Annotated in this window: 24 protein-coding genes; 13 read left to right on the forward strand and 11 right to left on the reverse strand. The window is 65.6% G+C overall.

Features of this window, described 5'->3' with window-relative positions; translation table 11 throughout:
• The first annotated feature begins 166 nt into the window (after positions 1 to 166).
• Together ATB98_RS24910 and ATB98_RS24915 are read left to right on the forward strand one after the other, a co-directional pair.
• A complete protein-coding gene (locus tag ATB98_RS24910; RefSeq protein ID WP_066878583.1) occupies positions 167 to 568 on the forward strand; it encodes a hypothetical protein in 402 nt (133 codons plus the stop codon).
• Positions 569 to 739: 171 nt separating this feature from the next.
• Entirely contained in the window at positions 740 to 964 is a 225-nt protein-coding gene (locus tag ATB98_RS24915) for a hypothetical protein (protein ID WP_066878585.1), read from the forward strand.
• Positions 965 to 1,014: 50 nt separating this feature from the next.
• Here the strand turns inward: ATB98_RS24915 and ATB98_RS24920 are convergent, their stop codons facing one another.
• The 4 genes from ATB98_RS24920 to araD form a co-directional block, all read right to left on the reverse strand.
• Entirely contained in the window at positions 1,015 to 2,106 is a 1,092-nt protein-coding gene (locus ATB98_RS24920; protein WP_066878588.1) for a glycosyltransferase family 4 protein, read from the reverse strand.
• A 196-nt stretch (positions 2,107 to 2,302) separates the two neighbouring features.
• Positions 2,303 to 2,710: a DUF1801 domain-containing protein gene (locus ATB98_RS24925; protein ID WP_066878590.1), complete on the reverse strand. Its 408-nt coding sequence runs from the start codon at positions 2,708 to 2,710 to the stop codon at positions 2,303 to 2,305.
• The gene (locus ATB98_RS24930) at positions 2,703 to 3,143 is read right to left on the reverse strand and encodes a DUF1801 domain-containing protein (RefSeq protein ID WP_066878591.1); all 441 of its coding nucleotides are present in this window, start codon (positions 3,141 to 3,143) and stop codon (positions 2,703 to 2,705) included. Before ATB98_RS24930 ends, ATB98_RS24925 begins: the two co-directional genes overlap by 8 nt.
• A 224-nt stretch (positions 3,144 to 3,367) precedes the next feature.
• Positions 3,368 to 5,092 carry an L-arabinonate dehydratase gene (araD, locus tag ATB98_RS24935; RefSeq protein ID WP_066878593.1) on the reverse strand — a complete coding sequence of 575 codons (1,725 nt, stop codon included), beginning with the start codon at positions 5,090 to 5,092 and terminating at the stop codon, positions 3,368 to 3,370.
• 77 nt (positions 5,093 to 5,169) lie between these two features.
• Between araD and ATB98_RS24940 the strand changes: the two genes are divergently transcribed.
• Entirely contained in the window at positions 5,170 to 5,892 is a 723-nt protein-coding gene (locus ATB98_RS24940) for a FadR/GntR family transcriptional regulator (protein ID WP_066878595.1), read from the forward strand.
• Between the two features lie 229 nt (positions 5,893 to 6,121).
• On the opposite strand, the gene ATB98_RS24945 is transcribed toward ATB98_RS24940, so the two are convergent.
• Positions 6,122 to 7,078 (reverse strand): dihydrodipicolinate synthase family protein, encoded by a 957-nt coding sequence (locus ATB98_RS24945; RefSeq protein ID WP_066878597.1) that lies wholly within the window; start codon positions 7,076 to 7,078, stop codon positions 6,122 to 6,124.
• 161 nt (positions 7,079 to 7,239) lie between these two features.
• Between ATB98_RS24945 and ATB98_RS24950 the strand changes: the two genes are divergently transcribed.
• Complete coding sequence (locus ATB98_RS24950) at positions 7,240 to 8,127, forward strand: SMP-30/gluconolactonase/LRE family protein (protein ID WP_066878599.1); 888 nt, start codon at positions 7,240 to 7,242, stop codon at positions 8,125 to 8,127.
• Between the two features lie 61 nt (positions 8,128 to 8,188).
• On the opposite strand, the gene ATB98_RS24955 is transcribed toward ATB98_RS24950, so the two are convergent.
• Genes ATB98_RS24955 through ATB98_RS24980 form a run of 6 tightly spaced genes read right to left on the reverse strand, consistent with a single transcriptional unit; the run spans position 8,189 to position 14,539 of the window.
• A complete protein-coding gene (locus ATB98_RS24955; RefSeq protein ID WP_066878601.1) occupies positions 8,189 to 9,268 on the reverse strand; it encodes an ABC transporter ATP-binding protein in 1,080 nt (359 codons plus the stop codon).
• 27 nt (positions 9,269 to 9,295) lie between these two features.
• Positions 9,296 to 10,369 carry a Gfo/Idh/MocA family protein gene (locus tag ATB98_RS24960; protein WP_066878603.1) on the reverse strand — a complete coding sequence of 358 codons (1,074 nt, stop codon included), beginning with the start codon at positions 10,367 to 10,369 and terminating at the stop codon, positions 9,296 to 9,298.
• Position 10,370: 1 nt separating this feature from the next.
• On the reverse strand, positions 10,371 to 11,387 hold the full coding sequence (locus ATB98_RS24965) for a Gfo/Idh/MocA family protein (protein ID WP_066878605.1): 1,017 nt from the start codon (positions 11,385 to 11,387) through the stop codon (positions 10,371 to 10,373).
• Between the two features lie 23 nt (positions 11,388 to 11,410).
• Positions 11,411 to 12,298 (reverse strand): carbohydrate ABC transporter permease, encoded by an 888-nt coding sequence (locus ATB98_RS24970; protein ID WP_066878607.1) that lies wholly within the window; start codon positions 12,296 to 12,298, stop codon positions 11,411 to 11,413.
• The gene (locus tag ATB98_RS24975; RefSeq protein WP_066878609.1) at positions 12,291 to 13,247 is read right to left on the reverse strand and encodes a carbohydrate ABC transporter permease; all 957 of its coding nucleotides are present in this window, start codon (positions 13,245 to 13,247) and stop codon (positions 12,291 to 12,293) included. The genes ATB98_RS24970 and ATB98_RS24975 overlap by 8 nt, the downstream gene beginning before the upstream one ends.
• Positions 13,248 to 13,252: 5 nt before the next feature.
• A complete protein-coding gene (locus ATB98_RS24980) occupies positions 13,253 to 14,539 on the reverse strand; it encodes an ABC transporter substrate-binding protein (RefSeq protein ID WP_066878611.1) in 1,287 nt (428 codons plus the stop codon).
• 216 nt (positions 14,540 to 14,755) lie between these two features.
• On the opposite strand from ATB98_RS24980, the gene ATB98_RS24985 reads away from it, so the two are divergent.
• The 9 genes from ATB98_RS24985 (at position 14,756) to ATB98_RS25025 (ending at position 25,638) form a co-directional block, all read left to right on the forward strand.
• Complete coding sequence (locus tag ATB98_RS24985; protein WP_066878613.1) at positions 14,756 to 15,433, forward strand: TetR/AcrR family transcriptional regulator; 678 nt, start codon at positions 14,756 to 14,758, stop codon at positions 15,431 to 15,433.
• A gap of 123 nt (positions 15,434 to 15,556) precedes the next feature.
• Positions 15,557 to 16,705 carry a Gfo/Idh/MocA family protein gene (locus ATB98_RS24990; protein WP_066878615.1) on the forward strand — a complete coding sequence of 383 codons (1,149 nt, stop codon included), beginning with the start codon at positions 15,557 to 15,559 and terminating at the stop codon, positions 16,703 to 16,705.
• 3 nt (positions 16,706 to 16,708) lie between these two features.
• Positions 16,709 to 17,872 (forward strand): dihydrodipicolinate synthase family protein, encoded by a 1,164-nt coding sequence (locus tag ATB98_RS24995; RefSeq protein WP_066878617.1) that lies wholly within the window; start codon positions 16,709 to 16,711, stop codon positions 17,870 to 17,872.
• A gap of 10 nt (positions 17,873 to 17,882) precedes the next feature.
• On the forward strand, positions 17,883 to 19,301 hold the full coding sequence (locus tag ATB98_RS25000) for an enolase-like domain-containing protein (RefSeq protein ID WP_066878619.1): 1,419 nt from the start codon (positions 17,883 to 17,885) through the stop codon (positions 19,299 to 19,301).
• A gap of 197 nt (positions 19,302 to 19,498) precedes the next feature.
• Positions 19,499 to 20,323 (forward strand): sugar phosphate isomerase/epimerase family protein, encoded by an 825-nt coding sequence (locus ATB98_RS25005; protein ID WP_066878621.1) that lies wholly within the window; start codon positions 19,499 to 19,501, stop codon positions 20,321 to 20,323.
• A 159-nt stretch (positions 20,324 to 20,482) separates the two neighbouring features.
• A complete protein-coding gene (locus ATB98_RS25010; RefSeq protein ID WP_066878623.1) occupies positions 20,483 to 21,772 on the forward strand; it encodes a Gfo/Idh/MocA family oxidoreductase in 1,290 nt (429 codons plus the stop codon).
• Positions 21,773 to 21,874: 102 nt separating this feature from the next.
• Positions 21,875 to 22,633, forward strand: a complete 759-nt coding sequence (locus tag ATB98_RS25015; protein ID WP_066878625.1) for an SDR family oxidoreductase — start codon at positions 21,875 to 21,877, stop codon at positions 22,631 to 22,633.
• 339 nt (positions 22,634 to 22,972) lie between these two features.
• A complete protein-coding gene (locus tag ATB98_RS25020) occupies positions 22,973 to 24,508 on the forward strand; it encodes an ABC transporter ATP-binding protein (protein WP_066878627.1) in 1,536 nt (511 codons plus the stop codon).
• A complete protein-coding gene (locus ATB98_RS25025; protein ID WP_066878630.1) occupies positions 24,505 to 25,638 on the forward strand; it encodes an ABC transporter permease in 1,134 nt (377 codons plus the stop codon). Before ATB98_RS25020 ends, ATB98_RS25025 begins: the two co-directional genes overlap by 4 nt.

A 25,638-nucleotide genomic window follows, 5' to 3' on the forward strand; every position in this document is an offset into this window, starting at 1 on the left:
GAGCCGAGTTTGCCCCACAGTGCAATGGATGCTTTGCGTCCCCACCGCATGTCTCGATCGATCCCGATCGAAGGACAAGGCATGCAGCAATTCAAGAGTGTTACAGCGCCCCTTGCGCGTCTGAATAAGACGCGCGGCGCTGTGTCGACAGGGAGCCAAGAAGAAGATGTTGACACGTCTCATAGCAGCCACCGCCCTTCCGCTTCTGCTGGCCGCGCCGGCCTTTGCGGACTGCAGCCAGGAACTCGCCAATGTCGAGCAGGCCGTGGTCTCCGCGGAGACGGGCGCCGGCGGCAGCAAGGCCGGGGTGCCCGTGACCGAGCACCAGGAAGAGGTCATGGGCGGCAAACAGAAGAAGAGCACCGGAGCTGAAATAACCGGATCGACCGGTACCCAGACCGAAACGACGACCCCCCATCAGGAGCAGGTAACCGGGACACGGCCCGCCGACAGCGCCAACCAGCCAGCGGAGCTCCTGGCGGAAGCGCGTAAGATGGCCGCAGCCGGCGATGAGCAGGGCTGCATGAAGAAGCTGGCGGACATCAAGGATCTCATCGGCACCAAGTGAGGCCGCGTTGGCCCCGCGATCAGAGGGGTGAGTTCGCGAGCAAGACCCGTCTTCTCTCGCTGCCGGTGACGATTCCATCCGTTTTGAGCCCGCGCCGGGCGAAAAATGCGTTGAAGATCGTGACCGCCCCGTCTCGACAGCCGATCTTCGCTTGAAAGGAGGACGCCCTCGATGAAGGAACTCGTAAGAAGCCTGCTTGCCGAACTGACGGCGGCCTGGACGACGCGGCGGCAAACGAGGCGCGAAGAAGAACCGCCTGTGCCAGAGCCAGAGCTCGCGCGAGATCATACCGGCGAGGTACCGCCAAACGAGCCAGTTCCCGAGCCGGAGACCATTCCGCCCATCGATCCGGATGAGCAGGAGCGGCCGATCACGCCGGTGCCGCCGGTACGCTGACCCTGCCTTGGACCGGTTGAGCCAGCGCCAGCTTCGCTTCGGCTTTCCTTTCATGCAACTTCGAGGCCGATGCTCTCTCCTCCGGCGCGGCGCGCCGGGGCGGTCCCAGTCTGGACACCCGTGAGATTCTCGTAGATGTCCAGATAGTCGCGCGTCATGCGCTCTGCCGTGAAGCGCCTCTCGAAGCTCTCGCGCACTTGCCGGCGATCGAGCTTCAGCACCATCTCCAGGGCCTCGACGGCCTGTTCGACCGTGTCGACCAGGGCTCCCGAGCGGCCGTGCTCGACCACTTCCGGCGCCGAGCCGTAGCGGAAGGCGAGCACGGGGGTGCCGCAGGCCATGGCCTCGATCATGACGAGGCCGAAAGGCTCCGGCCAGTTGATCGGGAAGAGAAGCGCCGCCGCATTGCCGAGGAAATCGACCTTCTGGGTTTCATCGATCTCGCCGATATACTCGACGTTCGAATGGCTCTCCACCATGGGCCTGACGACCGCCTCCCAATAGTCGCGGTCCTGGGCGTCGACCTTCGCGGCGATCTTCAGCGGCATGCCGACCCTTGCGGCGATGTCGATCGCCCGATCCGGCCCCTTCTCCGGCGAGATGCGGCCGAGGAAGGCGAGATAGTCCCCGCGCGAGCCTTCCTTGAAGGGCAGTCCTGCCGGGTCGAGGCCGTGATGGACGGTGCCCTGCCAGTTGACCGGCGGCATCGGCAGCCGCTGGTTCTCCGAGATCGAGACCAGGGGGATGTCCGGGAAGGCCCGGTAGAAAGGGTAGATATCGGGGAGGTCGAGGCGGCAATGAAGGGTCGTCACCGTCCGCTCGGCGAAGTCACGGATCAGCGGGAAGTGCAGGAATTCGATGTGGAAGTGCAGGACGTCGAACTGATGTGCCCGGCAGCGGACCTCCTCCAGCATCGCGGCATGATAGGGAAGGAAATCGCGCACGTCCGGGTTGAGCCTCAATGCGACGTCGCAACAGGGCACCAGCTTGGCCGCGGTGAGCGAGTCGCCGCTGGCAAACAGCGTCACGTCGTGACCGAGCCTCACGAGTTCCTCCGTGAGACAGGAAACGATCCGCTCCGTTCCCCCGTAAAGCTTCGGCGGGACGCGTTCTGCAAGCGGGGCGATTTGCGCAATTCTCATTGCTCGACTCCTGGGATCGAGTGACGTCAGACCGGCGCCCGGGTTTTCCAGGGGCAAGCACAGTTCCACCTGCACAATCGCCAGAGAGCCGCTCTTGTTCCCGACCGGGCCGTGCTTGCGCGCGATCCGCGAATGCGGCCGGCTTTCCGCCCGCATCCCGTGCCGGTTCGTTCGATCGAGAGGGTCGCGGCGCGCGTCAGGGCTGCCAGCCGGGCAATTGACTTGCCTGCTTCACCCATTCGGTGAATTGCGCTTCGTCAAGCTCCTCGCCTTCGTGGATGTCGAGGTAGCGCACCTCCTCATGCTTGGATTTGCCCGGAGGAACAGGCTGCAAGGATGCGCCGCGGAAGAAGGCGACCTTGATGTATCTGGTGAAGCAATGAAAGTTGAGGAACCAGCCCTGGCCCTCCACGCCGTAGAAGGGCGAGTTCCACTTGACGGCCTTGCGCACGTCGGGAACCGTCTGCGCGATGAGCGCGTCGATCCGGCGACCGACGTCGCTTTTCCAGCCCGGCATGGCCGCAATATAGGCCTGCACCGGCGCATCGCCCTCCCCCTTGGCGATCTGAGGATTGCCGCCCGCAAGGAGCTTCACTTTAGCCACGGGGCTTGTCCTTCTTCGTCGTGAGGTTCCGAGCCGCCGCGGCGCTCACCAGCGCCTTGAACGCCTCTCCGTCGATCTCGTCGCCCTCGCGGAAATCGATGGCGCGCCTGGTGTTGCCCTCGAGGCTGGAGTTGAAGAGGCCGGAAGGGTCCTCCAACGCGGCGCCCTTGGCGAAGGTCGTCTTGACGACATTCTTGTAGGTCTCGCCGGTGCAGATGATGCCGCCACGCGACCAGACCGGCACCCCTCGCCATTTCCACTCCTCGACCACGTCGGGCTCGGCCTCCTTGATGAGGGCCCTGAGGCGGGCGAGCGTCTCGCCCCGCCAATCGCCCAGTTCCTCGATTCGCGCATCTATCAGCCGGGAGGGAGACGTCTCCGCTCGTTGCGCGCCGCTCTCCGCGTTCGCCGCCGCTGCCGTCGCTTTCTTCATGGTCGTTCGCTCCTCGCCGCTTGGATGTCTGGCCGGCCGTTCGATCGACTTGTTTATGGCCGAAAATACCGGTGGTTGAAAGGCGTTGCGGCCGGCCGCTGGCGCCGGCAAGCGAGATGCGCTCACATGCGCTCGCGCACCGCTCTCTGTGTTTGTTTTGCCGCGTTTGACGTCCGGTGATTTCCACCGGACTGCAGGAATGCTCCAGGGAGACAAGCGGTATGTCAATGGATTTCCGGCTCTGGCAGCCTGTGGGGCGATTGCAGGAAGGTGAAGTCGCAGCCCTCCGGCGCCTGCTGGATATGCTCGGCATGGAGCTTCAGATAGCCGCGCGAATAGTCGCGCGCCGGCGGCCGCCACTCGGCAAGCCGGCGTTCGATCTCCGCCTCATCGACCTCCAGCGTGATCGTCCGGCTGGAAACGTCGAGCGCGATGATGTCGCCGTTCCTGACCGCCGCCAGCGGACCGCCGACATAGGCCTCCGGCGCCACGTGCAGGATGCAGGCGCCGTAGCTGGTGCCGCTCATGCGGGCATCGGAAATCCTGACCATGTCGCGCACGCCCTGCTTCAGCAGCTTTTTCGGGATCGGCAGCATGCCCCATTCCGGCATGCCCGGCCCGCCGACCGGGCCGGCATTGCGCAGGATCAGCACCGCGTCGGCGGTGACGTCGAGGGTCTCGTCGTTGACCGCTTTCATCATTGCGTCGTAGTCGTCGAAAACGAGGGCGGGGCCGCGATGCGTGAGCAGCGCCGGATCGGCCGCTGCCGGCTTCATCACGCAGCCGTCGGGCGCGAGGTTGCCCTTGAGGATCGCCGTGCCGCCGCGCGCGGCGACCGGGTTGTCGAGCGTCCGGATGACGTCGGGGAGGTGGACCTCCGCCTCGCGGATCGCTTGCCCGATGGTGCCGATGACGTTTCGTTCCTCGAGGTGGAGAAGCGGCTGCAGCCGTTTCCAAAGGGCGACGAGCCCGCCGGCGTAATAGAAATCCTCCATCAGGAAAGCCCCGGTCGGGCGGATGTTGCAGAGGACCGGAACCTTGTCCGACATGCGATCGAAATCATCGAGGCGGAGACGGACGCCGCATCGCCGCGCCATGGCGATCAGGTGGATCATCGCATTGGTCGAGCCGGCCATGGCCATGTGCACCGCGAGCGCATTCTCGAAGGCCTTCGCCGTCAGGAGATCGGAGGGCTTCAGGTCCTCGAACACCATCTCGACGATGCGTGCGCCCGACAGCGCCGCCATGCGCGCATGGCCCGCATCCGCCGCCGGAACGGCCGAGGCCCCGGGGAGACACAGGCCGAGCGTATCGGCGAGCGCCGTCATCGTCGAGGCCGTGCCCATGGTCATGCAGGTGCCGAAGGAGCGGGCGATGCCGCGCTCCATCTCGTTCCATTCGAGCTCGCTGATGCGGCCCGCCTCCTTTTCCGCCCAGTATTTCCAGACATCCGAGCCGGAGCCGAGCGCCTGGCCGCGATAGTTGCCGCGCAGCATCGGGCCGGCCGGCACGAAGATCGTCGGCAGGTCGACCTGGATCGCCCCCATGATCGTCGCCGGCGTGGTCTTGTCGCAGCCGGCCAAGAGCACGACGCCGTCGACCGGATGCGAACGGATCAGTTCCTCCACCTCCATCGCCAGGAAGTTGCGGTAGAGCATCGTCGTCGGCTTCACATAGGTCTCGGCGAGCGACATCGCCGGCAGTTCGACCGGGAAGCCGCCGGCCTGCCAGACGCCGCGCTTTACCTCGTCGGCGCGGGCCCTCAGATGCGCGTGGCAGGGATTGATGTCGCTCCAGGTGTTGATGATCGCGATGACGGGCTTGGCGGCGATCTCCTGCTGGTCGTAGCCCATCTGGTAGAGGCGGGAGCGGTGGCCGAAGGAGCGCAGGTCCTTGGCGCCGAACCAGCGCGAGCTTCTAAGGTCTTCCGGACTCTTGCGTTTCGCCATCGGCGGCCTCCTTTGCATTCCCGTTCGGCTCGGCTAAATTACACCTGTTCAGAAAAATGACAGGCGAGACCAAGCTATTGAACGACGCGATGTTGAAGCTCAAACCGGCCCGGCGCGAACGCCTTGCCGATGTTCTCTACGGCCAGATCCTCGAGCAGATCACCAGCGGGCAACTTGTCGAAGGCGCGAAATTGCCGTCCGAGGCCCACATCTGCCGCGACTTTCAGGTCTCGCGGCCGGTCGTGCGCGAAGCGCTGATGCGGCTGCAGGCCGACGGCCTCGTGGTCTCGCGCCAGGGGATCGGCACCTTCGTCAAGTCGCGTCCCTCCGACAAGCTGACGGACTTTGCCGCCTCGGCGGAAATCGCGAGCTATCTCCGGGCCTTCGAGCCGCGGCTCGCGCTCGAGACCGAATGCGCCCGGCTTGCGGCGATGCGGCGCACCAAGGCGCAGCTCAATCAGATCGGCGAGGCGCTTGCCGCGCTCGAGGGCGCCTTCGAACGCGGCGAGACCGGCTGGGAGGAGGACTTCGCCTTCCATCTCGCCGTTGCCGGGGCCGCGGGAAACGAGCTCTTCCCCCGCCTGCTGCAGGACCTGCGCGACATCATGCGCGGTTCGATGCGCATGGCGCTCGGCCTCACGCGGCAGGGTTCGCAGGAAAGGCGCCGCCGCGTGATCGAGGAGCATCGCAAGATTTTCACCGCGATTTCCAGCCAGGACCCGGATCTCGCGCGTCTCTACATGCGCTTCCACCTGACGGAGTCCCGCGCCCGCATCACCGGCTCGCAGGGCGAAGCGTAGGCAGCCGTCGCTTGCCGTCGACAACCCAGACCCCCTCTGGCCTGCCGGCCATCTCCCCCACAAGGGGGGCGAGGGCGTGCGGCCTGCTCCTGGCTCCGACCGAAGCGCCTCCGCAAAGCGGAGGACGTCTGTTGAGGTGCATATCGCGCCGCATCTCTTCTCCCCCCTTGTGGGGGAGATGGCCGGCAGGCCAGAGGGGGTCGGGTCGAACACCATCGCCGCTATCCTGTCAGGCGCGCGCCGCCGGCCGCGGTGTTTCCGCGGCCGAGGCTTCGGCCCTGGCCTTCAGCTCGCGCGCGGCGCGGGCGATGGCGTCGAGCCTTTCGGCGCCGTCGAGATTGGAAAGGAACGCGCCGATCGGCCCCGTATCGCAGATGCCCGCCAGACGCACCGCCTCATGCAGGACGCGGATCGGCGAGTGGGCGTCGCGCAGGTCCTCGAGCGGCAGGAAGCTTTCGCGGATCGCCCGCGCCTCGGCAAGCCGGCCGCCCCGGACGGCCTCGAGGATCGCCGTCGACAGATGCGGGGCGATGCACACCGAGCCGGACGTGAAGGCGGAGAGGCCCATTTCGAGATGGTCGATCGCCGGGCGCTCGCCGATGCCGCTGACGATCCGCTCGCCAGAACCGACGGCATCGAGGATCGCGGCAAGATAGGCATCGTTCCTCGGCTCGGCACGGACCACCGCGTATTTCAGCGCCGTAATCGCGCCGTCGCGGAAGAGGCGCGCGACATCCCCGGCATCGAGGAAGCCGTCGTTCTTGATATAGGCGATCAGCGGTCTGCCGGCCGTATCCGCCAGCTTGCCGAAGCCGGAGGCGAGGCCCTCCGGCGTTGCCGGGAAGCCGAGCGGCAGCACCATCGCCGTCGGAAAGGCCCGGTCGCGGAGAATCGCCGCCTGGTCCATCGCCTTGCCGAAATCGGCGCCGATCGAGGGGATCATCCAGCCGTCGCCGGGCGCGATCTCCTCGAGGAGGTCGAGAAGCGCCGGGAATTCCGCGACGCCGAAATTGTAGAGATTGGCATTGCCGCCATAGAGATAGGTGGTGACGCCGCCCGAACGCAGCCAGTCGACCATCTTGCGGTTTTCCGTCTTGTCCGGCGTGCCATCCGCCGCGCGCGCCAATGGCGGAACGGAAAGGACGGAAGAGGCGAGGTCGGCCACGTCCACGGAAGTCGTCTTCATGGAAAGCTCCTTGTCAGGTTTCTTGTATTTTTAATTTACAAGTTGAGCAAGGGCAAGAGCGATGCTAGAGAAATCGTCAGCGACAAGTGCTTCAAAACAGCCGCTCGACCGGGAGGCCTGGCTGCGTCCGGGACCGGCGCCGCCAGATCAGGGTACGAGACATGTCTTTCGACTTGACATTTGAATGCTTGCTCGACCTGCGCTGCAGCGTCGCCGAGAGCCCGGTCTATGACGAGCGGCGGAACTGCCTGTTCTTCGTCGATCTCGGCCGCGGCGCGATCCACCGTACCGATCTTTCCGGCGCGGGCCACGTCGAAGGGACCTTCGACCACGGCGCCTATAGCATCGGCCTTGCCCGCTCGGGGCGCCTGGTGCTCGCGCAGCGCGACCGTGTGGTGCTGTTCGATCCGGACAGCGGCGCGATCGCCGCCGAGATCGCCTCGATCGAGGCGGACCGGCGGGATACGCGCCTCAACGACGGCAAGGTTGGGCCGGACGGCGCCTTCTGGGTCGGCACCATGCATGACGTTGCGGCCGACCGGCGGCCGATCGCCTCGCTCTATCGGGTGTCGCCGGCTGGCGACGTGGAGCGCAAGCTCGGCGGGATCGTCTGCTCCAATGGGCTCGCCTGGAACGGCGACGGCACGCTGCTCTTCCATTCCGATTCACGCGGCCCCTGGATCGATCGCTGGCAGTTCGACCCTTCGACGGGTGAGATCGCCGGGCGCCGGCGACTGGCCGTGCTCGACGAGGCGGGCGGAAGGCCTGACGGCGCGGCTACCGACATCGAGGGGAACTACTGGAGCGCCGGCGTTTCGGCGGGCGTGCTCAATCGCTTCTCGGCCGATGGCCGCCTCGTTCAGGCGCACCGCTTCCCGGTGCCGTCGCCCACCATGCCCTGCTTTGCCGGTCCGGACCGGAAGACCCTCGTCGTCACGTCGCTGCGCCCGGCGGATGCCGGCGCCGAAAGCCGCGCCGGCGGGATTTTCATGGCGTCGAGCTCGGTCGCCGGTGTCGCCGTCCATCGCTTCGACGACCGTCGCTTCTGATTCCGACGGGCGTGAGCGCATTCTCTAGCGAAACGGTCTCGCCTTTTTCGTAAGCCGGGCCTTACATCGCCTTGCCGTCGGCGCCGAAAACGTGGCAGCGCGCCGGATCGAAATAGACGGCGAGATTGGTGCCGCGCTCGACCTTCTGCTGGCCTTCGAGCGCCACCGTGACGTTCTGGCTATCCGGGGTGATGCCGTAGAGCATGGTCTCGCCGCCTAGGTTCTCGACGATCTCGACATTGATCGGGGCAAGCGCGATGCCGCCCTCGTGTGCGGAAAGATGTTCCGGCCGGATACCGAAGGTGGCCTCGTCGCCGGGCTGTGCGCGCTCCAGGCGCCGGGGCAGGCGGATCGTTCCGCCGCAGACCTCGATCGCCGTCTCACCCTCCGTCACGCCGGCAATCCGTGCCTTCAGGAAATTCATCTTCGGGCTGCCGATGAAGCCGGCGACGAAGCGGTTGACGGGGTTGTTGTAGAGATCGAGCGGCGCGCCCACCTGCTCGATCCGGCCGGAATTCAGGACGACGATTTTGTCGGCCATGGTCATGGCCTCCACCTGGTCGTGGGTGACGTAGATCATCGTGTTGCCGAGGTCGCGGTGCAGTCTCGAAATCTCGACACGCATCTGCACCCGGAGCTCGGCATCGAGGTTGGAGAGCGGTTCGTCGAAGAGGAAGATGCGCGGCTCGCGCACGATCGCCCGGCCGATCGCCACGCGCTGGCGCTGGCCGCCGGAAAGCGCCTTGGGCTTGCGGTCCAACAGCTTCTCGATCTGCAGGATCTCGGCGGCGCGGCGCACCTTCGGCTCGATCTCGGCCCGCTTGTATCCGGCGGTCTCGAGGCCGAAGGCAAGGTTCTTGTAGACCGACATGTGCGGGTAGAGCGCATAGGACTGGAACACCATGGCGATGCCGCGCCTGGCGGGCGCCACCTCGTTCATCCGGTCGTTGTCGAGTAAGAGCGTGCCGCCGGAAATCTCCTCGAGCCCGGCGATCATGCGCAACAGGGTCGACTTGCCGCAGCCGGAAGGACCGACGAAGACGGCGAATTCGCCGGGATCGATCGTCAGGTCTATGCCGTGGATGACGTCGAGCGCGCCGTAGCGCTTCTCGACCTTCTGAAGAACGACACTGGTCGCCATCTGCATTTCCTCCCTGCGGCCTTCGCCCTATTTTGTCCTGGCGCGCCAATCGGCGTATTTCGGGCTTTCCGGCCCGATCGGCAGCGCAATTTCCTGCCCGCTGTCGGCGGACTGATAGATGGCGGTCACGAGCTCGAGCGCCCGGCGCGCGTCTTTGGTCGTCACCGGCAGCGGGCCCTTTCCGCTCAGGAAATCGTGGAAATGCGCCATCTGGGTGGTGAAACGCGGCGCCACAGGCTGCCAGTTGCCGATGACCTCGTCGATCCGCGCCTGCACGGTCTCGTCCGCGGCGATGATCTTCCATGGATCCTTGCCGGGCGTATAGGCGCCGTGGCTGCTTTCGAAGGTGACGTTCTCGAAATGCAGGCGCAGCCGGCTGATCTGCTCCTGCGAGCCGAGCGTGCAGGAGAGCGACACGAAGGCGCCGTTCTGCATGAGCAGGCTCGCCGAGGCGCAATCCTCGACCTCGATGTCGTTGACCCGGGTCGCCACCCGCCCGAAGACTTTCGCGACCGGGCCCATCAGATGCAGCATCATGTCGTGCAAATGGAGCGCGTGGGTCACCAGCACGCCGCCGAGCTCGGTTTCCCATTTGCCGCGCCAGGGGACGGAATAGTATTCCGCCGTCCGCAGCCAGAAGGTCTCGACCGAGCCGACATAGGGCTTGCCGGCAATGCCGGCCTCGATGATCCGTTTCGCCTTCTCGATGCCGTCGCCGTAGCGATACTGGAAGATCGGCATCAGCACGCCCCTGGCGTGCCTCTCCGCCTCGATGATCCGGTCGACGCCCTTGAGCGAACCGGTGAGCGGCTTCTCGCAGACGACATGCTTGCCGGCGTCGAGCGCGTCGAGCACCTGCTCGAGGTGCAGGCCGGGCGGCGTGCAGATGTCGATGATGTCGATCGACTCGTCGGCCAGCAGTTCCCGGAACGAGGTCGTGCGCTGATCGATGCCGAACTCGTCGCCGACCGCCTGCAGGCGCTCCTCGTTGAGGTCGCAGATGGCCTTGACGCGGTATCTGTCCGGATGCGGCAGATAGCCCTCGACGATATGCGATCGTCCGATGCCGCAACCGATGACGGCGACTGTCTTGATGCTCATGTCAGTTCTTTTCCCGGTTTCGTTCGGCGATCGCCTGGGCTTGAAGCGCAAGCTCCATCGCCTTGAAGCAGCGTTCTTGCGGCATCGCGGTTTCGGTCCTGTCGCGGATGTCGGCGAGGAGCTGGCGGCCGAAGGGCAGCTCGACGTCCGAGCAATCGATATGCTCGACGCCGCGGCGATCGGCGAGGAACAGGTGGTTGCCGCCCTCGCGCCCGGCGAGATCGACGGTCTTGCGCACCTCGATCGTGCCGGTCGTGCCGACGATGAAGAGCCGGCCGTCGCCCCAGGTCGGCATGCCGTCGGGGGTGAGCCAGTTCACATGGATCGTGCCGGTGGCCCGCCCGGTCGAAAGCTGGATGTTGCCGGTGTCCTGCAGTTCCGGCTCGTCGGGAACGCTGCGGTTGTCGACGCTCGCCGAAAGAATCGTCGCGTCCTCGGCGCCGGTGAAGAACAGGAACTGCTCGCACTGGTGCGAGGCGATGTCGGTGAGGATGCCGCCATAGTCCTGCCGCCGGAAGAACCAGCCGGGGCGCGTCTCGCGGCGCAGCCGGTGCGGGCCGAGGCCGACGAGGTGCACGACCTCGCCGATCGCGCCGGCGGCGACGAGCGCGCCGGCCTTCACCGTTGCCGGGCTCTCGAAGTGTTCCGAATAGAGGATCGAGAAGATCCGCCCCGTCTCGGCCTGGACGCGGCGCACGCTGGCGAGCTGTTCGAGGCTCGTCATGCCCGGCTTGTCGACAAGCACGTCCTTGCCGTGCTGCATGGCCCGGACCGCAAGCTCCGCCCGCTCGGCCGAGACGGCGGCCGAGACGACGAGGCCGATGCGCTCGTCCTCGAGTATCTGATCGAGCGTGCCGAGGCGCGGCGCGTCCGGATAGGCGGCCGAGAACTCCGCCGCCAGCGCGTCGTCCCTCTCGTGGAAGCCGACGAGGCGGCCGCCGGCTCGAAGCAGGCAATTCACCTGGCCGTAGATGTGGTTGTGGTTGAGGCCGACGGCGGCAAAACGCAATTCGTCCATGGGTATCTCTCGAGCTCCGTCGGTCAGCGCTTCATGCCGGTGGTTGCGATGCCTTCGATCAGCAGGCGCTGGAAGAACAGGAAGAAGAAGAACACCGGCACGAGCGACAGCGTCGACATGGCGAAGAGGCCGCCCCAGTCGGATGTGCTGCTCGAGTCGACGAAGGTCCTGAGGCCCAGCTGGATCGTGTAGCTGTTCATGTCGTTCAAGTAGATGAGCGGCCCGAAGAAATCGTCCCAGGTCCAGATGAAGGAGAAGATCGCGGCGGTCGCGAGCACCGGGAGCGACAGCGGCAGCATGATCTTCCAGTAGATGCGCCAGGGGCCGCAGCCGTCCATCATCGCCGCCTCGTCGAGCTCGCGCGGAATGCCGCGGAAGAACTGCACCATCAGGAAGATGAAGAAGGCGTCGCTCGCCAGGAACTTCGGCACCACCAGCGGCAGGAAGGTGTTGACCCAGCCGAGGTTGAGAAAGAGCACATATTGCGGGATGAGCGTCACGTGATAGGGGATCATCATCGTCCCCAGCATGATCGCGAACCAGAAATTCCGGCCGGCAAAGCGCAGCCGCGCGAAGGCATAGGCCGCGAGCGAACAGGCGACGACATTGCCGATCACCGTCAGCACCGAGACGACGAGCGAGTTCCAGAAGAACCGCCCGAAGCTGACGTCGAGCCCGAACCAGCCGCGCGCATAGGAAGCGAAATCCACCGCCGAGGGCCAGAGCGACGTCGAGGCGAAGATCTCGTCCTCCGGCCTGACCGATGCGGAGATCATCCACAAGAGCGGATAGACCATGGCGATCGATGCGGCGATCAGCGCGGCGTGGACGAGGACCGATCCGAGCGGGCTGCGGCGGCCGGGGGGCGCCGAAGGCGGGGCGGTTACCGAGCTCATGGTCACGTCAGTCATCGTAATGCACCCAGTAACGAGAGGTCAGGAACGAGAAGGCGGTGAACAGGCCGATGATCAGCACGAGGATCCAGGCGAGCGCCGAGGCATAGCCCATGCGGAAATTGCCGAAGGCCTCCTGGTAGAGATAGAGCGTGTAGAACAGCGTCGAATTGATCGGCCCGCCGGTGCCGCCGGAAATGATGAAGGCGGGGGTGAAGGCCTTGAAGGCGTCGATCGTCTGCACCACCGCGTTGAAGAAGATGACCGGCGTCAGCAGCGGCAGGGTGATCTTGTAGAACTGGCGGAACTTCGACGCTCCGTCGAGGCTCGCCGCCTCGTACATGTCGGTCGGGATCTGCCGGAGCCCGGCGAGGAAGATGATCATCGGCGAGCCGAATTGCCAGACGCTGAGCACCACCAGCGTCCAGATCGAATAGCTCGGATGCGAGATCCAGCTCGGCCCCTCGATGCCGAATTGCGCAAGCAGGCTGTTGATCAGCCCGTCGCCGGCAAAGAGCTGCCGCCACAGCACGGCGATCGCGACGCTGCCGCCGAGCAGCGAGGGCAGGTAGAAGAGGGCACGATAGAAGGTGAGGCCCTTGACGCCGCGATCGAGCAGAAGCGCGACGAGCAGCGCGAAGCTGAGCTTGAACGGTACCGAGAGCACGACATAGAGGAAGGTCACCTGCATCGCGGCGGCGAATTTCGGGTCGGCCGTCGCGATGCGCACGTAATTGGCGGTTCCGACCCATTCCGGCGCGCGGATCAGGTCGAAACTGGTGAAGGAGAGATAGAGGGAGGCGACCGCAGGCCCGAGCGTCAGGCCGAAGAAGCCGACGAGCCACGGCAACAGGAACATGTAGCCGGCGCCGTGCCTCGTCCAGAGGCCGGCCCAGCGGCCCTGTGCGGCGGGGCGCTCGCTCGCGCCCGCACCGATCGCGACAGCGGAATCCTGCACGGCCGCCATCTCCCTCAGCCTCGCGACAGGATCTGCGTGATCTCGGTCACCAGCGTTTCGCCGCCCTGCTTGGCGTCGAGCTGGCCGAAGGCCACCTGTTCGGCGACGCTGCGCAGAGCGAGTTCCGCCTCGCCGGCGCCCGACGGCGGCGGCGGCGGCAGGTCGCCGGCAAGCTCTCCGAGGCCGGAGACGTATTCGAGCGCTGCCCGTCCGAGGTCGTCCAGCGACGGGGCAAGCGCCTCGCGCACGGAGGCCGATTCCGGCACGCCGCGTTCGACGCCGAGGACCTTGGCCGCTTCCGGGTCCTTGACGAAGAAGTTGACATATTTGGCGCCGAGCTCCGGATCACCGCTCTTGGCGGAGACCGAGAAGAACATCGAGGGCTTGCGGTAGTGGCCGCCCTTGGCGTCCTTGCTGATCAGCGCATGGCTCCTCAGCACGATCTTGTCCTTGTTGATCGCCTGGTAGCCGACGAGCTGGTTGGAATGGGCGTAGGACGTCGCCGCCTTTCCGAGCGACAAGGGACTCGTCTCGATATTGAACTGGTCGAGCGCCTGGATGTCGGCCGGCACGCAGGCCTTGTCGTCGCGCATCTTCTGCCACATGGCGAACCATTCCGCGCCGTCATTCGCGTCATAGGCGATCTTGCCGTCGGCGGTGAAGAGCGCCTTACCGCGCTGGCGCAGCCAGTTTTCGAGCAAGGGCTCGACGCCGCTGCCGTCCGAAAGGCCGTAATAGCCCTTGCGCTTGCCGGCCTTGGTGATCTCGACGCCCATGCGGGCGAGTTCTTCCCAGGTGGTGGCCGGCGTCGGCAGGTCGACCCCGGCCTCCTCGAAGGCGACCGTATTGACCATCATCGCCGTCGAATTGGCGCCGAGGCTGATGCCGTAGAGCTTGCCGTCGACGCTGCCGCCCTTGATCTGCACCTCGTCGAAATCGTCGACCTTGAGCACCGAGCCGAGATAGCTGTCGAGCGGCGCGAGCGCCCCGCGGCGCGCATATTCGACGATGTAGCGGTAATCCATCTGGATGACGTCGGGAGCGTTGCCGCCGGCGACCTGGGTCGCGAGCCGCGGCCAGTAGTCGCTCCAGCCGAGGAACTCGCCGTTGATCTCAACCCCGGCATTGGCCTGCTTGAAAAGCTCACTCACCTTGTTGGTGCGGTCGGCGCGGGTCTGGGATCCCCACCAGAGCAAGCGCAGCCGCTGCCCCTCGGAAAATGCGCGCGGCGCGAAGGCCGCATAGGAAAGAAGTGCCGCTCCTCCTGCGAGCACCGTACGCCTGCTGATTCTGGTCGTCATCTGTTCCTCCTCCCTCGGGAGCGCCTCCACGAACGCTCCACTTCTTCATCGTCGTGTTGTCGATACCCCTTGCAACAAATAACTAATTGGTTACAAGTTATGAGCAAGCAATGATCGTGTCAAGCAGTTGTGTGGCATGCTGTCATTATCTTGTAATTTATTTTTACAAATGCGCATCGAATGCCGCCGCGGGCACGAGGTGCCGGAGGTGGCGTGATGGAGAAGATGGACGAGGGTGTCAGGAGCAGGTCGAGGGGCGGCCGGCGCGCCGAGCGACCGCAGCAGCGCGACCCCGAGCGCACGCGCGCCTCGATCCTTGCCGCCGCCACCAGGGAGTTCGCCGAGAACGGCATCGGCGGCGCGCGGGTCGATGCGATCGCCGAGAGGGCCGGCACCAACAAGCGCATGCTCTATCACTATTTCGGCGACAAGGAGCAGCTGTACCTCGCCGTCCTCGAGGAGGCCTATGTCGACATCAGAACGGCGGAAAAATCGGTCAATCTCAGTGGCTTGGCGCCGGAGCAGGGGATAGCGGAACTCGCCAGGTTCACCTGGCGCTACTTCCTGCAGCACCCGGAATTCCTAAGTCTCCTCGGCACCGAGAACCTGCACCGCGCCCGCTGGCTGCGCCAGTCGACGCGGCTCAAGGAACTGCACTCGCACTTCATCGGCGAACTGTCCGACCTGCTCGAACGCGGCAAGGCGAAGGGGCTCTTCCGCACCGATATCGATCCGCTGAACGTCTATCTGACCATTGCCGCACTCAGCTGCTTCTACATTTCGCACCAGTACACGCTCTCGACCATCTTCGGCCGCGACCTGATGGAGGACGCCAATATCGTCGCCTGGGAGCGCCACATCATCGAAGCCACCCTGGCGTCGATCCGGCGCTGAATCGACCACATGTCGTTTTTTTTGTTGACAAGCATGATTTTCGTCTGTCACAAAGTAACCGTTTAGTTACTGGCTTGGGAGGGCTGGTCCGCTCTCTTGGAGGCCTGTCAGGGAGGAGACCGTATGCCACGTCTGGGGATCATATTGCACGGCGTCACCGGCCGGATGGGATATAACCAGCATCTGGTGCGCTCGATTCTGGCCATCCGCGACCAGGGCGGCATCACGCTCAAGTCCGGCGAGCGCCTGGAGATCGACCCGATCATCGTCGGCCGCAACCGCGACAAGATCGAGCAACTGGCGCGGCGCCACGGTATCGCCCGCTGGTCGACCGATCTCGACGCGGCGCTGGCCGATCCGAACGACCAGATCTTCTTCGATGCCGGGACGACGCTGATGCGCGCCGAGCTCATCGGCAAGGCGCTCGACGCCGGCAAGCACGTCTATTGCGAAAAGCCGATTTCCGACGACCTGAGGACGGCGGTCAAGCTCGCCCGCAAGGCGCGCGCCTCGGGGCTGAAGCACGGCGTCGTGCAGGACAAGCTGTTCCTCCCCGGCCTGCGCAAGCTGGCGCTGCTGAAAGATTCCGGCTTTTTCGGCAAGATCCTCTCCGTGCGCGGCGAGTTCGGCTACTGGGTCTTCGAAGGCGATTGGGGCGTGCCGGCGCAGCGGCCCTCCTGGAACTACAGGAAGAAGGACGGCGGCGGCATCATCCTCGACATGCTCTGCCACTGGCGCTACGTGCTCGACAACCTCTTCGGCGAGGTCAAGGCCGTCTCCTGCCTCGGCGCCACCCACATTGCGAGCCGCATCGACGAAGCGGGCCGGCCCTATGAATGCGACACCGACGATGCCGCCTATGCCACCTTCGAGCTCGATGGCGGCGTGATCGCGCAGATCAATTCCTCCTGGGCCGTGCGCGTGCGGCGCGACGACCTCGTCACCTTCCAGGTGGACGGCACGCACGGCTCGGCCGTCGCCGGGCTGACGAAGTGCTGGACCCAGCACCGCGTCAATACGCCGAAGCCGGTCTGGAACCCGGACCAGCCGCAGACGATCGATTTCTACAAGACCTGGGACGAGGTGCCCGACACGCAGCTCTTCGACAACGGCTTCAAGGCGCAATGGGAGATGTTCCTGCGCCATGTCGCCGAGGACGCCCCCTGGCCCTACGGGCTCGAGGCCGGCGCCAAGGGCGTGCAGCTCGCCGAACTCGGCCTCAAGTCCTGGGCCGAGCGGCGCTGGCTCGACGTTCCGGCGCTGGAGTTCTGAGCCATGACGAGCATCGATCTTCCCCTCGACGGCAGGCTCGCCCGTTACGAGCTGACGGGTCGGCCGGTCGCCTTCGAGAAGCGCGAGGGGGCGGCCTTTTCGCGGGTCGCCTTCGCCGCGGCCCATGTCGTCGCCGATCCGCTCGCCGACAACGATCCGTGGCTGACGCCCGCGATCGACTGGGAGCGCACGCTCGCCTTCCGCCACCGGCTCTGGGATTTGGGCCTCGGCGTCGCCGAGGCGATGGACACGGCCCAGCGCGGCATGGGCCTCGGCTGGCCGGAGGCGCGCGAGCTCATCCGCCGGGCGCTTGCCGAAGCGCGCGGCCGCCCCGGCGCGCTGATTGCCTGCGGCGCCGGCACCGATCATCTGGCGCCGGGCCCGGACGTCACGATCGATGACATCCTCAAGGCCTATGAGAGCCAGATCGAGACGATCGAGGCGGAGAACGGCCGCATCATCCTGATGGCGAGCCGGGCGCTCGCCGCGGCCGCCAAGGGGCCGGACGACTATATCCGCGTCTATGACCGCATCCTGTCTCAGGTGAAGGAGCCGGTGATCATCCACTGGCTCGGCGAGATGTTCGACCCGGCACTCGAGGGCTATTGGGGCAATGGCGACCATATGGAGGCGATGAAGACCTGCCTGGCGGTGATCGAGGCGCATGCGGAAAAGGTCGACGGCATCAAGATCTCGCTCCTTTCCAAGGAGAAGGAGATCGCGATGCGCCGCCGGCTGCCCGCGGGCGTGCGCATGTATACCGGCGACGACTTCAACTACGCGGAGCTCATCGCCGGCGACGCCGAAGGGCACTCCGACGCGCTGCTCGGCATCTTCGATGCGATCGCGCCGGTGGCTTCCGCCGCTTTGCAAGCGCTGGGCGAGGGGCGGAACGGCGCGTTCTTCGAACTCCTGGAGCCGACGGTGCCGCTGTCGCGCCACATCTTCAAGGCGCCGACGCGCTTCTACAAGACCGGCGTCGTCTTCCTCGCCTATCTCAACGGCCTGCAGGATCATTTCGTCATGGTCGGCGGGCAGCAGAGCGCCCGCTCGCTTGCGCATTTCGCCGAGCTCTTCCGTCTGGCGGACAAGGCCGGCGCTCTTGCCGATCCGGAGCTTGCGGTCTCGCGCATGCGGCGCGTGCTTGCCGTTAACGGCGTCGCGTGAGGCGCCCCCGATGAGCGAAGCCCCTCGCGTCAGGCTCGTCGAAGCGGCGTTCTTCGAGCGGCCGGTCGATTTCCGCTTTCCCTTCCGCTTCGGGGTGGCGCGCGTGGAGCGCGCCCCGCAGGCCTTCGTCCGGGTGCGGATCGCCGACGGCAAGGGGCGCTCGGCCGAGGGCTGGTCGGCCGAGATGATGATGCCGAAATGGTTCGACAAGGATCCGGCGCTCTCGCCGGATGACAATCTGGGGCAACTCCGCGCCTCGCTGCGCCTGGCGATCGAGGGGCTCTGCTCCCTGCCGGCAAACACCGCTTTCGGCCTGCACGCCGCGGCCGAAGCGGATCATCACCGGGCCGCATCGAGGCATGGCCTGCCCGCGCTCGTCGCATCTTACGGGCTGGCGCTGCTCGATCGCGCCGTCATCGACGCGCTTTGCCGCCTGAAGGCGGTGAGCGCGGCGGAGGCGGTGAGGGGCAATCTGCTCGGGATCACCGATGCCACCGCGCCCGATCTCGGCGGTTTCGATCTGCAGCACTTCCTTGCGACGATCGCCCCCGCCCCGAAGCTCGCCGTGCGCCATACGATCGGGCTTGCCGATGCCTTGAGCGCCGCCGATCTCGATCCGTCCGAGCGCCGCGACGACGGGCTGCCGCAGACGCTCGACGAGGTGATCGCCGCCTATGGCCACCGCTTCTTCAAGATCAAGGTGTCCGGCCGGCCGAAAGAGGATGTGGAGCGGCTCTCCGCCATCGCCGGGCTGCTCGACGCCCGCTTCGACGCCTATCGGGTCACCCTCGACGGCAACGAGCAGTTCGAGAGTGCCGATGCGGCCGGAGAACTTCTCGACCGGATCGACGGCGAGCCGCGGCTGCAGAGGCTGCGTGCCTCCATGCTTTTCTTCGAGCAGCCGATCGCCCGCGCTCAGGCGCTCTCGACCTCGGTCGCGACGCTCGCCAGGCGGGTGGCCCTCGAGATCGACGAATCCGACGGCGACGTCGGCGCGTTCCCGCGCGCCCGCGATCTCGGCTACGCCGGCATCTCGTCGAAGTCCTGCAAGGGCTTCTACCGGTCGCTGATCAATCGCGCCCGCGTCGCGAAGTGGAACGCCGAGGCGGGCACCGGCCGCTACTTCCTGTCCGCCGAGGACCTGACGACCCAGGCCGGCCTCGGCCTCCAGCAGGACCTCGTGCTCGCCGCCCTCGTCGGCGCCGGCCACATCGAGCGCAACGGCCACCATTATGTCGACGGCATGGCGGGCGCGCCGGCGGCCGAGCAGGCGGCGTATTTCGCGCGCCACGGCGATCTTTACGAGACCGCCTCCGGACGGACGCGGCTCGCCATCAGCAACGGCGAAGTCAATTTTGCGACCGCGCTTCAGGCGGTCGGTCTCGGCTCGGCGGTCGAGCCGGACTGGGCGGCGATGACCGCGGATTAGTGCATGTCGCCCAAAAGTGTGCAGCGGTTTTGGGACGACGACATGCACAAAACGAAATCGGGCATGTCGCCCAAAAGTGTGCAGCGGTTTTGGGGCGACGACATGCACAAAACGAAATCTGGCATGTCGCCCAAAAGTGTGCAGCGGTTTTGGGACGACGACATGCACAAAATGAATTCCGGAAGGGAGGAAACAGCATGCAGGTCGAGGGCCTTTCCATCAATCTGGCGACGATCCGCGAGCAGTGCGGCTTTGCCGAAGCCGTGGACGTCTGCCTGAAGCACGGCATCACCGCGATCGCCCCCTGGCGTGACCAGGTGGCGGCGGTCGGGTTTGAGGAGGCCGTCCGCATCGTCAAATCCAACGGCTTGAAGCTGACCGGCCTCTGCCGCGGCGGCTTCTTCCCGGCGCCGGATGCGGCGGGCCGGGAGAAGGCGATCGACGACAACAGGCGGGCGGTCGACGAGGCGGCGGCCCTTGGCGCCGATTGCCTGGTGCTGGTGGTCGGCGGCCTGCCCGGCGGCTCGAAGAACATCGATGCCGCCCGCCGCATGGTCGAGGAGGGGATCGCCGCCGTGCTGCCGCACGCGCGCGCCGCGCAAGTGCCGCTGGCGATCGAGCCGCTGCATCCGATGTATGCCGCCGACCGGGCCTGCGTGAACACACTCGGCCAGGCGCTCGATGTCTGCGAGGCGCTCGGCCCCGGCGTCGGCGTCGCGATCGATGTCTATCATGTCTGGTGGGATCCCGACCTTGCCAACCAGATCGCGCGGGCCGGCCGGATGAAGGCCATCGTCGCCCATCACATCTGCGACTGGCTGGTGCCGACCCGGGACATGCTGACCGATCGCGGCATGATGGGTGACGGTGTGATCGACCTGAAAGGCATCCGCCGCCGGATCGAGGCGGCCGGCTTTCATGGGGCGCAGGAGGTCGAGATCTTTTCCGCCGACAATTGGTGGAAGCGCCCGGCCGACGAGGTGATCGCCACCTGCGTCGAGCGCTACCGGAACTGCTGTTGAGATGAGCTCGATTGCGTTCCTTACAAGTTGGCGACGGAACCGCCGGCAATCACCTCGGCTTTCGCCGATTCACGTCGCTAGCATGTATATTTGCTTTACATGTTTGCATCGCTGCCGCCAGTCGAGCGGCGCCACTCCAGACAGGATTGCGTGAGGAAGATGGATAACAAACGTCGTTTTGCGCTGGTCGGCACCGGCAACCGCGGCACCACCATGTGGGGAAGGGAGCTTCTCGCCGGCTGGCGCGGCCAAGTCGACCTCGTCGCCATTGCCGACACGAACGCGCTGAGGGCGGAACGCGCCCGCACGATGATCGCCACGAACGCGCCGATCTACGGCGACGTCGACGCGATGCTCGCCGAGGCGCGGCCGGACCTCGTCATCGTCTGCACGCCGGACGACACCCATGACGACATCGTCGTGCGCGCGCTCGAATCCGGCGCCGACGTCATCACCGAAAAGCCGATGTCGACGACGGTCGACAAGATCCGCCGCATCCTGGAGGCGGAGAAGCGCACCGGCCGGCGGGTGGACGTCTCCTTCAACTACCGCTTCGCGCCGACGGCGGCGCGCATCAAGGAACTCATCAACGCCGGCGAGATCGGCCGCGTCACCTCCGTCGACTTCCACTGGTATCTCGATACACGCCATGGCGCCGATTATTTCCGCCGCTGGCACGCCTATACGGAGCGCTCCGGCAGCCTCTTCGTGCACAAGGCGACGCACCATTTCGACCTCCTGAACTGGTACCTAGACAGCGATCCGGAGACCGTCTCGGCCTTCGCCGACCTCCAGATGTACGGCCGCAAGGGGCCGTTTCGCGGTCCGCGCTGCAAGCTCTGTCCGCACAAGGGCGAGTGCGATTTCTTCCTCGATCTCGAGGCCGATCCCTTCCTCGATGCGCTCTACGAGGAGCCGTCCGGGATCGACGGCTATTTCCGCGACGGCTGCGTCTTCCGCGAGGACATCGACATTCCCGACACGATGGTCGCGAACATCCGCTATCGCAACAATGTCCACGTCTCCTATTCCTTGAACACCTTCCAGCCGATCGAGGGCCACCACATCGCCTTCAACGGCACCAGGGGGCGGATCGAGCTTCGCCAGTTCGAAGACCAGCCCTGGGAGACGCCGGAGGAAGACGTCATCCTGCTCGTCCGCAATTTCCCCAAGGGCAAGCCGGCGGTTGAGCGCATCGCTGTTCCGCATTCCCCCGGCGGGCATTACGGCGGCGACGACCGCATGCGGAACATGCTTTTCCACCCCGGCGCGAGCGATCCGCTCGGCCAGAGGGCCGGCGCCCGGGCCGGCGCCATGTCCGTCCTCTGCGGCATCGCGGCGCTGACGAGCGCACGTACCGGCAAGCTGGTGCGGCTTGTCGAACTGATGCCGGAGCTGTTCGAGGGCGACGGTCAGGCGGTTCACAAGGTGGCCGCGCGGGCGGGGTAAGGATCCCGCTCTGGGGCGGACGTCCGCACCGGGACAGGAAACGGGTGGCGACAGACGGCGAGGCGCAATAGCCATCTCCTGCAACAGAAGCAGGAGATGAAGATGGAACTGACGAACAAGACAATCATCATCACCGGAGCGAGCAGCGGGATAGGAGCCGCCGCCGCGAGATTGTTCGCATCCGAGGGCGCCAATGTCGTTCTGGCCGCCCGACGAGCCGACGAACTCCGCAGCGTTGCCGATGACATCACCAGGGGCGGCGGTAGCGCCGTCTATCGTCCCGGTGATCTGCTGGATGAAGTCTATGCGACGACACTGACCGAACTGGCTCTTGAGCGTTTCGGCAGCCTCGATGGTGCGTTCAACAATGCAGGGGTCGTCGGCGACATGACGCCGGTGCCCGACATGTCCATCGAGAACTGGAACGCAGTTCTTGCGACGAACTTGACCAGTGCGTTCTGGGCCGCCAAGGCCCAGGTGCCGGTCCTGAAGGAACAGGGAGGCGGCTCCATTGTCTTCACCTCTTCCTTCGTCGGTTTCAGCAACGGGGGACTGCCCGGCATGGCAGCCTATGCAGCCTCGAAGGCGGGGCTCATCGGTTTTGTCCAGTCCATTGCTGCCGAGCATGCCGCCGATGGGGTCCGGGTCAACGCGCTGTTGCCGGGAGGCACCGTTACCCCTGCCGCTGGCGAAGGCAATCCCGACGCCTTGACCTTCATTTCGGGCCTGCACCCGATGAAGAGGATGGCTTCCCCCCTGGAGATCGCCCAGGCCGCGCTTTTCCTGCTATCCGACCGGTCCCGATTCATGACCGGCAGTCCGATGGTGGTCGACGGAGGCATGTCGGTGCGCCTCCTATAGCGGAGCGAAGCTGTCGCGACGGTGTTGTTCGGCGGCTTCCGCGGCCGCCATTGGAAGTACGAGCAAGACCCCTCCCCAACCCCTCCCACCTACGGCGAGGGGTTGGGAGGGGTTCTCGGGAGCCGCCATTCGCCCTTAATGTCGCCTCGTCCCGCCCCATCTCCCCTGTGCATATTCGCGCTGGACTCTCACCAGTGATCCGGTGACAGTATAAGGAGATCGCGATTTAAGGGCTTTCGCGGCCGAAAATCGGTGATAAACCTATACCAAATGGTAAAAAAAGCCGGCACGGTTTTGGGAAGGAGGCCGAAGCGGGCGCAAAGGGGATTGCAGGCCGATATGGATGATATTGCCATCGAATTGCGTGGGATCGACAAGAGCTTCGGGCTGGTCCACGCCAACAAGGACATCAACCTCAAGGTTCGCAAGGGCACGATCCACGGCATCATCGGCGAAAACGGCGCCGGCAAATCGACGCTGATGTCGATCCTCTACGGCTTCTATCAGGCCGACCGCGGCGAAATCCTGGTCTGCGGCAAGCAGGTCTCCATTCGCGATCCGAACACGGCGATCTCCGTCGGCATCGGCATGGTGCACCAGCACTTCATGCTGGTCGAGAATTTCACCGTGCTCGAAAACGTCATGCTCGGCGCCGAGGACAGCCAGATCCTCAACAAGGGCATAAACAAGGCGCGGCAGGAACTGAAGCGGCTCGAGAAGGAATATGCGCTCGAGGTCAATCCCGACGCCCTGATCGAGGAACTGCCGGTCGGGCTTCAGCAGCGCGTGGAAATCCTGAAGGCGCTCTACCGCAGGGCCGATATCCTCATCCTCGACGAGCCGACCGGCGTTTTGACGCCGGCCGAGGCCGATCATCTCTTCCGCATCCTCGGCCAGCTCAAGGCCCAGGGAAAGACGATCATCCTGATCACCCATAAGCTGCGCGAGATCATGGCGATCACCGACGAGGTCTCGGTGATGCGCCGCGGCGAAATGGTCGCGACCCGCACGACCCGCGAGACCACGGTCGAGGAACTCGCCGAGCTCATGGTCGGCCGCCGCGTGCTGCTGCGCGTCCAGAAGGGCGAGGCGAAGCCCGGCGACGTGAAGCTCGCGGTGCAAGGGCTGACCGTCAAGGACAGCCGCGGCGTCACCATGGTCGACGACGTCTCCTTCGAGGTGCGGGCCGGCGAGATCGTCGGCATCGCCGGGGTCGCCGGCAACGGCCAGTCGGAACTGCTCGAAGCGATCGCCGGCATCCGCAGGGCGACCTCCGGAACGGTGCTCCTGAACGGCAGGTCCGTCGACGTGACGGGGCACAGGGACCCCGCCGAGCTCAGGGCTCGCGGGCTCGCGCATGTGCCGGAGGATCGCCACCATGTCGGCCTCGTTCTCAAGTTCGAGGAGAGCGAGAACGCCATCCTCGGCTATCACAACGATCCGCGCTACCTGAACGGCGTCTTCCTCGACATCGACGCGATCCGCAAGGATGCCGAGGAGAAGATCGCCAAATACGATATCCGCCCGCCCAATGCGCGGCTGAAAACGGCGAATTTCTCCGGCGGCAACCAGCAGAAGATCGTGCTCGCCCGCGAGATGGAGCGCGGGCCGGACGTGCTGATCATCGGCCAGCCGACCCGCGGCGTCGACGTCGGCGCGATCGAATTCATCCACAAGCGGATCATCGAAATGCGCGACCAGGGCAAGGCCGTGCTGCTCGTCTCGGTCGAGCTCGACGAGATCCGTTCCCTTTCCGACCGCATCCTCGTGATGTTTGCGGGCCGCGTCGTCGGCGAGCGCAGCCCGGAAGCGAGCGAGGGCGAGCTCGGCCTCCTGATGGCCGGTGTCGAAGGCCGCAAGGAGGCCGCAGGATGAGCACACCCTATGCGAAGCTTCCGGGATGGGTCGAATACGGCCTCGTCCCGCTGGTCAACCTCGCCGTTGCCTTTCTCGTCGCCGGCCTCGTCGTGCTGCTCGTCGGCGAGAATCCGCTCGAGGCCGCCTACCACCTGATCAACGGCGCCTTCGGCCGCGGCGAATATATCGGCTTCACGCTCTATTACGCCACCACCTTCATCTTCACCGGCCTTGCCGTCGCGGTCGCCTTCCATGCCGGGCTCTTCAACATCGGCGGCGAGGGCCAGGCCTATGTCGGCGGCATCGGCGTGGCGCTCGCCTGCCTGTGGCTCGACAAGGTGATGCCCTGGTACGTGGTCTTCCCGCTCGCCATCCTCGGCTCGGTCTTCTTCGGCGCGCTCTGGGCGTTCCTGCCCGGCTGGCTGCAGGCGAAGCGCGGCAGCCACATCGTCATCACCACCATCATGTTCAACTTCATCGCCTCGAGCCTGATGGTCTATCTCCTGACGCGCGTCCTGAAGCCGCTCGGCTCGATGGCGCCGCAGACCAGGACCTTCGCCGAGGGCGGGCAATTGCCGAAGCTCGATTGGCTCCTGTCGATCTTCGGTCTCGACGTCGGCACGGCGCCGTTCAACATTTCCTTCCTGCTGGCGCTCGCCGCCGCCTTCGGCGTCTGGGTGCTGATCTGGCGCACCCGGCTCGGCTACGAGATGCGCACCATGGGCCATAGCCCATCGGCCGCGCGCTATGCCGGCATTCGCGAGAGCCGCATCACCGTCATCACCATGATGATCTCCGGCGGGCTTGCCGGGATGATGGCCTTGAACCCGATCATGGGCGAGCAGTTCCGCATGCAGCTCGATTTCGTCCAGGGCGCCGGCTTCGTCGGCATCGCCGTCGCGCTGATGGGCCGCTCGCATCCGGGCGGCATCATCCCCGCCGCGATCCTCTTCGGCGTCCTCTACCAGGGCGGGGCGGAGATCGCCTTCGAGATGCCGTCGATCTCGCGCGACATGATCGTCATCATCCAGGGCCTCGTCATCCTCTTTGCCGGTGCGCTCGAAAACATGTTCCGGCCGGCGATCACGCGCGCCTTCGCGATGCGCGGCCAGCGCGCGGCCGCCGTCGTCCAGGCCAAGGGAGCCTGA

This window comes from Sinorhizobium saheli (assembly GCF_001651875.1).
GTDB lineage: Bacteria > Pseudomonadota > Alphaproteobacteria > Rhizobiales > Rhizobiaceae > Sinorhizobium > Sinorhizobium saheli.